Annotated in this window: 6 protein-coding genes and 1 other RNA gene; 6 read left to right on the top strand and 1 reads right to left on the bottom strand. The window is 43.3% G+C overall.

What is annotated here, in order from left to right:
* The 6 genes from CK510_RS05485 to ssrA all read left to right on the top strand — a co-directional run.
* The coding region (locus tag CK510_RS05485) for a F0F1 ATP synthase subunit B' (protein ID WP_095720730.1) at positions 1-399 on the top strand (399 nt) is incomplete at its 5' end.
* Between the two features lie 249 nt (positions 400-648).
* A complete protein-coding gene (locus tag CK510_RS05480) occupies positions 649-1,200 on the top strand; it encodes a F0F1 ATP synthase subunit B (RefSeq protein ID WP_095720729.1) in 552 nt (183 codons plus the stop codon).
* Positions 1,201-1,755 carry an ATP synthase F1 subunit delta gene (atpH, locus tag CK510_RS05475; RefSeq protein WP_095720728.1) on the top strand — a complete coding sequence of 185 codons (555 nt, stop codon included), beginning with the start codon at positions 1,201-1,203 and terminating at the stop codon, positions 1,753-1,755.
* Between the two features lie 166 nt (positions 1,756-1,921).
* On the top strand, positions 1,922-3,436 hold the full coding sequence (gene atpA, locus CK510_RS05470) for a F0F1 ATP synthase subunit alpha (protein WP_095720727.1): 1,515 nt from the start codon (positions 1,922-1,924) through the stop codon (positions 3,434-3,436).
* 77 nt (positions 3,437-3,513) lie between these two features.
* Positions 3,514-4,461: a F0F1 ATP synthase subunit gamma gene (locus CK510_RS05465; protein WP_095720726.1), complete on the top strand. Its 948-nt coding sequence runs from the start codon at positions 3,514-3,516 to the stop codon at positions 4,459-4,461.
* Positions 4,462-4,579: 118 nt separating this feature from the next.
* Positions 4,580-4,964, top strand: a transfer-messenger RNA (tmRNA) gene (gene ssrA / locus CK510_RS05460).
* A 62-nt stretch (positions 4,965-5,026) separates the two neighbouring features.
* Here ssrA and CK510_RS05455 read toward each other — a convergent pair.
* Entirely contained in the window at positions 5,027-6,106 is a 1,080-nt protein-coding gene (locus tag CK510_RS05455) for a WD40 repeat domain-containing protein (RefSeq protein WP_095720725.1), read from the bottom strand.
* Between the last annotated feature and the right edge of the window lie 257 nt (positions 6,107-6,363).

Raw genomic sequence — 6,363 nt, 5'->3', positions numbered from 1 at the left:
GTTTTAAATTTCTTGTTTTTGTCAGTTTTGTTAAATAAAATTTTTAAAAAGCCGATGACAAAAGCATTGGACGATCGCGACAATTACATCAGAACCAATAAGGTTGATGCTCGCGAGCGTTTGGATAAATCCGAACGTTTAATCAAAGAATACGAGCAGCAAATAGCTAATGCCCGTAAACAGACGCAAGTCGTAATCTCGCAAGCAGAGGCAGAAGCTCAACAAGTTTATGCTTCCAGAGTAGCTGAGGCTCAACAAGCAGCTCAAGCTACTCGTGAAGAAGCTGCTCGTGAAATCGAACAGCAAAAGCAAGCAGCCCTAAGTTCATTAGAAAAACAAGTGGATTCCTTGAGTCATCAAATTCTTGGGAAACTCTTGGGACCGGGACTTGCAAGATAAAAAAGATACATTCAAATTTGCCACATAGGTCCCACAAACCTACGCGCATAAGGGAATTAAGATAAATGGAAAGGCAGAACCCAGAACTCAGAATATTTATTGATATCGTCAAGAGTCCCTAAAGCTGTATTCTGACTTCTGACCACCATATTATTTATAGTTAATTGCCCTTAGTTGAGTGTTTAAATTATCACTTTTTAACCACAGTGAAAATTTAATTTTGTTAGCAATTAAGCAGCGCAGTTGTAGATAGGTATAATGGGCACTTTGTTATTACTGGCGACAGAAGCGATCGCCGCTCACGAAGAAAAAGGTGGTTTCGGTCTTAACCTAGACATCTTTGAAACCAATATCATCAACTTGGCTCTCCTAGTTGGGATATTGGTTGTTTTTGGGCGTAAGTTATTAGTTAGCACTTTGAGCGAGCGCCGCATAGCGATAGAAGCAACGATTCAAGAAGCCGAGCAGCGTCTCAAAGAATCAGCAGCTGCCCTAAAAGAAGCAGAGAACAGCGTCAAAGATTCATCTGCTGAAGCCGAACGTATTCGCTCTTCGGGAGAAGCAAGCGCTCAAGCCGCGAAAGAAGCAATTTTGGCAAAAGCATCAGTAGACGTGCAACGTTTGAAAGAAGTCGCTGCTGCCGATCTAAATACCGAACGAGACAAAGCGATCGCCAGCGTGCGATCGCGTGTTGTCGCGATGGCATTAGAAAAAGTAGAATCGGAACTCAAGACAGGGGTTTCTGAAAAAACTCAGCAAACTTTGATTGACCGCAGCATTGCGCTACTGGGAGGACGTTAGATGAAAAGTACCGTAGCTACCGAAGAAATTGCTGCACCTTACGCACAGGCTTTGATGTCCGTAGCAAAATCTAATAGCCTTACCGAAGCGTTTGGTAATGATGCGCGGAGTCTAATCACTTTGCTCGGTGAAAGCAAACAACTGTCTGATTTTTTCGATAACCCTTTTGTGCAAACAGAAAGTAAGAAAGCAGTCATCAAGCGAATATTGAGTGATGATACAAATGCTTCCTTCCGGAATTTCTTGCTGCTATTGGTTGACAGAAAACGGATTTATATACTAGACGCAATTTGCCAACAGTATTTGGCGTTGCTGCGTGAATTGAATCAAACCGTACTTGCGGAAGTAATTTCTGCCGTTCCCCTCTCCTCCGAACAAGAGGAAGCTGTTAAGGAAAGGGTGATTACAATGACCAATGCTCGCGAAGTAGAACTAAGTCAGAAAGTTGACCCCAGTTTGATTGGTGGAGTCATCATCAAAGTTGGTTCCCAAGTAATAGACGCGAGTTTACGCGGTCAATTACGCCGTTTGTCTTTGCGTTTAACTAGTTCATAAAAATGAGAATTGGTTATGGGGTATTGGGAGCGAGGTATTAGGCATTAGAAATAAAAATTAAGGAATAATTACTATTGTTCTTCAATTATTAATGCCCATTCCCCATTACCCAAAGCCCATTACCTAAAATAATTCCCAATGCCCAAATTTCTAAAAACATAGAAACATGAGTATTTCAATCAGACCAGACGAAATCAGTAGTATTATTCAGCAGCAAATCGAGCAATACGACCAAGGGGTTAAAGTTGCTAACGTCGGCACCGTACTCCAAATTGGTGACGGTGTTGCTCGCGTTTATGGCTTGGAAAAAGCAATGGCGGGAGAACTTCTAGAATTTGAAGATGGTACCATTGGTATCGCTTTGAACTTAGAAGAAGATAACGTCGGTGTGGTATTGATGGGTGAAGGTCGCAACATCCAAGAAGGAAGTACCGTAACAGCTACCGGACGCATCGCCGAGATTCCAGTAGGTGAAGCCACAGTCGGACGTGTTGTTGACGCTTTAGGTCGTCCAATCGACGGTAAAGGCGAAATCAAATCCAGCGAAACCCGTCTAATCGAATCAATGGCTCCCGGTATTATTGCTCGTCGTTCGGTACACGAACCGATGCAAACTGGGATTACCGCCATCGACTCCATGATTCCCATTGGTCGTGGACAGCGCGAATTAATCATTGGTGACCGTCAAACTGGAAAAACCGCGATCGCAATTGACACCATCATCAACCAAAAGGGAGAAGATGTAATTTGCGTATACGTTGCCATCGGTCAAAAAGCTTCCACTGTAGCTAACGTAGTGCAGACATTACAAGAAAAAGGTGCGATGGACTACACAATCGTTGTCGCCGCCAGCGCCTCCGAACCCGCACCACTACAATTCTTAGCACCATACGCAGGTGCGGCACTTGCTGAGTACTTTATGTACAAAGGCAAAGCAACCTTGATTATTTATGACGACTTGTCCAAACAAGCTGCCGCATACCGTCAGATGTCCTTGTTGCTCCGCCGTCCACCCGGTCGCGAAGCTTATCCTGGTGACGTATTTTACATTCACTCCCGCCTCCTCGAACGTGCCGCAAAACTCAGTGACGAACTCGGTGGCGGTAGCATGACCGCACTGCCCATCATCGAAACCCAAGCGGGTGACGTATCGGCATACATTCCTACCAACGTAATTTCGATTACCGACGGTCAGATTTTCCTATCCTCCAACTTATTTAACTCAGGCATTCGTCCCGCAGTTAACCCCGGTATCTCCGTATCCCGCGTGGGTTCGGCAGCCCAAACCAAAGCGATGAAAAAAGTCGCAGGTAAAATCAAACTCGAACTCGCCCAGTTTGATGACCTCCAAGCATTCGCGCAGTTTGCCTCTGACTTGGATAAAGCCACCCAAGACCAGCTAGCACGGGGTGTGCGTTTGCGCGAACTCCTCAAACAGCCCCAAAACTCCCCATTATCCGTAGCTGAACAAGTGGCAGTTCTCTATGCTGGTATCAATGGCTACTTAGATGAGATACCAGTTGATAAAATTGTCACCTTTGCCAAAGGTCTGCGAGACTACTTAAAGAGCAGCAAACCCGCATACTCGCAAGCAGTACAATCCTCGAAAGTAATGGGTGATGCTGAAGAAGCAGCACTCAAAGAAGGTATTACTGAATACAAGAAAACCTTCTTGGCATAAGAAAAAGTTAGGAGTTAAGAGTGTAACTAAAATTCCTAACTCCTAATTCCTAACTCCTAACTCGGAAAAAAAAGGATATGGCAAATTTAAAAGCGATTCGCGATCGCATTCAATCAGTTAAAAACACCAAAAAAATTACCGAAGCAATGCGGCTAGTGGCAGCAGCAAGGGTACGACGCGCTCAAGAACAAGTGCTTTCTACACGCCCCTTTGCTGACCGTTTAGCCCAGGTACTTTACGGTTTACAAACCCGCTTGCGATTTGAAGAGGCAGACTTACCCCTACTCAAAAAACGCCAAGTCAAAACCGTGGGAATTTTGGTAGTTTCCGGGGACAGAGGTTTATGTGGTGGCTATAACTCCAGCATCATCAAACGTGCCGAAATTCGTGCCAAGGAACTCAAAGCCGAAGGTTTGAACTATAAATTTGTTGTCGTTGGACGTAAGGCAAGTCAATACTTCCAACGTCGCGAATATCCGATTGATGCAACCTTCATCGGCTTAGAGCAAATCCCAACCGCACCAGAAGCAAGCAACATCGCTGACGAACTACTAGCGCTATTTTTATCGGAAAGCGTAGACAGAATCGAATTAATTTATACAAAATTCGTTTCTCTTGTTAGTTCCCGTCCTGTTACCCAAACTTTGCTTCCCTTGGACACTCAAGGATTAGAAGCCCCAGACGACGAAATTTTCCGTCTTACCAGCCGTAGTGGTCAATTTGAAGTTGCACGGGAAAAAGTCACAACAGAAATGCGTGCCTTCCCCCGCGACATGATTTTTGAGCAAGACCCGGTACAAATTCTGGATTCTTTGTTACCTTTGTATCTCAGTAATCAATTATTGCGAGCATTACAGGAATCCGCAGCCAGCGAACTCGCAGCCCGGATGACCGCAATGAGCAACGCCAGCGAAAACGCCGCCGAACTCATTGGTATCCTCACTTTGGGATATAACAAAGCCCGTCAAGCCGCAATTACCCAAGAAATCCTTGAGGTAGTTGGTGGTTCGGAAGCGCTAACTTAAAAGTGAGGAGTTGAGAGTTGAGAGTTAAGAATTAAAAACTCCTAACTCCTAACTCCTAACTTTTTTTTCATGTGGCGTTTTTTGAAATCTTGTACTACAATATAAATATCTAAATGATGGGTCTGTACTGGTTTCGATTGGGTGGCGAAGGCTTCTCGTTGATGCAGGTCGAGAGCGAGTCGCATCTCGTAAATCAAGGCTCAAAACAATAGATGCAAACAACATCGTAAAATTTGCTCGTAAGGAAGTACTAGCTACTGCCTAAAAGCCTCTTATAGGTTCGAGCGTTTCTAGTGTGACTCCGTTAAGTGCTAGAGACAACCCCCAACGGATGCACTGACAAGTTTTCTTTAGTGGGCTTGTTGGTAAAGACTTCACTAAAGCATCCTACGTTCGGGACAATGAACGATTCCCGCCTTGAGGGTCAGATAGGCTAAACCTGTGAATGATGCGGGGGTTAATACCCATGCAACACGGCAGTTCGATTCTGCCCAGATCCACTAATAATAATTACCTAGTCCACTGTACAATTTGATTTGTCAGTGGAATTTTTTTATGAGTGAATCTACGGTTTTATCTGCCAAACTTTCACAGATTTATCACCACTGCCGCTATATATAGTCTTGCCATCGCGACTCAATGCAAGTCCATAGATACCACCTCCATGTCCTTGGAGTTCCATCACTGGTTTTCCGGTTTTAATATCTCGTAATATGATATTTCGACCCAAACCACCAGCAATAAATGTCTGACTATCAGGACTAATTACTAATGCATCCAAACTTGTACCAAGGGAAAAATTATGGACTAGCTTCCCTGTTTTCAAATCCCAAGCTTTGAAACTTTTACCATCTGTGGTTCTGACTCCACCAGATTGAAAACTGTCATCATATCCACCACTGAGGAGCATTTTACCATCGTTACTAACAGCAAGGATAATTGGTGATGATGCTCGCTCAGAACCGTTAATTAAGTCTTCTTTGTTGGGTAGTGGTGGGGTAAAACTTCGTAATTGCTTACCTGTTGCCATACTCCAAATACGGATTTTTCCCCCATTTTCACCACCACTAAATAGGGTTTTGCCATCGGAACTAATTGCTAGTGCAGTGGTTTCGACTGTCAAAGTACGCTGGATTTTTCCAGTTTTGAGATTATTAAATTTGATTTTTTTATTACCATTGGCAGTGATTAAAGTTTGTCCATCGGGGGTTAATAAAATTGCTCTTACACCTGATTTTTCGGTAATTGTCCGAATTTCTTTCCCTGTTTGGGAGTTCCATAGTTTCACTGTATTATCGAAACTACTACTAAGAATGGTGTTCCCATCCGGGGTAACAAGAACAGATTTAATGTTATTTCCATGTCCAGTCAAGGTATGCAGCAATTTACCTGTTCCTGGGTTCCAAAGTTTGACGGTTTTGTCATCGCTACCACTGGCTAAAATTTGACCGTTGGCAGAAATTGCGATCGCTCGTACGGGTTCTGTATGTCCTGATAAAGTTAATTTGAATCGCTTTGGTTGTTGAATATTGGTTGGGGAATTAGCTGGTGTGTTTGCTATAACTGGTAAAGGAATAGTACCGACAGCGCTAGATAGGCAAAAAGCAAACAATGCTAAGGTTTTAAATAAAATGGGTAATTTCATTATAGATAGTATCTAGAGATATTTTATACTTCTAATTTAATAACGCCAAAACATGCTTTGTAGTTCCCTTTATGTCCTATTTAGTGCTTTAAATTGAGTTGTCGAGGTCAATCTCAAGCGACATGGCAGGGGGATTAAGAAACACCAAGAAATAAATTGCCCAAATTGTCTGGTGGGGTCTCCCCGCCCTTTCAGATGATATAGTGATAGACCGATGGCTCGAATATTTTATTTTCTGGAAATCCCTTATCCTTATC

It is taken from the genome of Brunnivagina elsteri CCALA 953 (genome assembly GCF_002289455.1).
Classification (GTDB): domain Bacteria; phylum Cyanobacteriota; class Cyanobacteriia; order Cyanobacteriales; family Nostocaceae; genus Brunnivagina; species Brunnivagina elsteri.
This window is presented reverse-complemented; position numbering and strand designations above follow the sequence as displayed.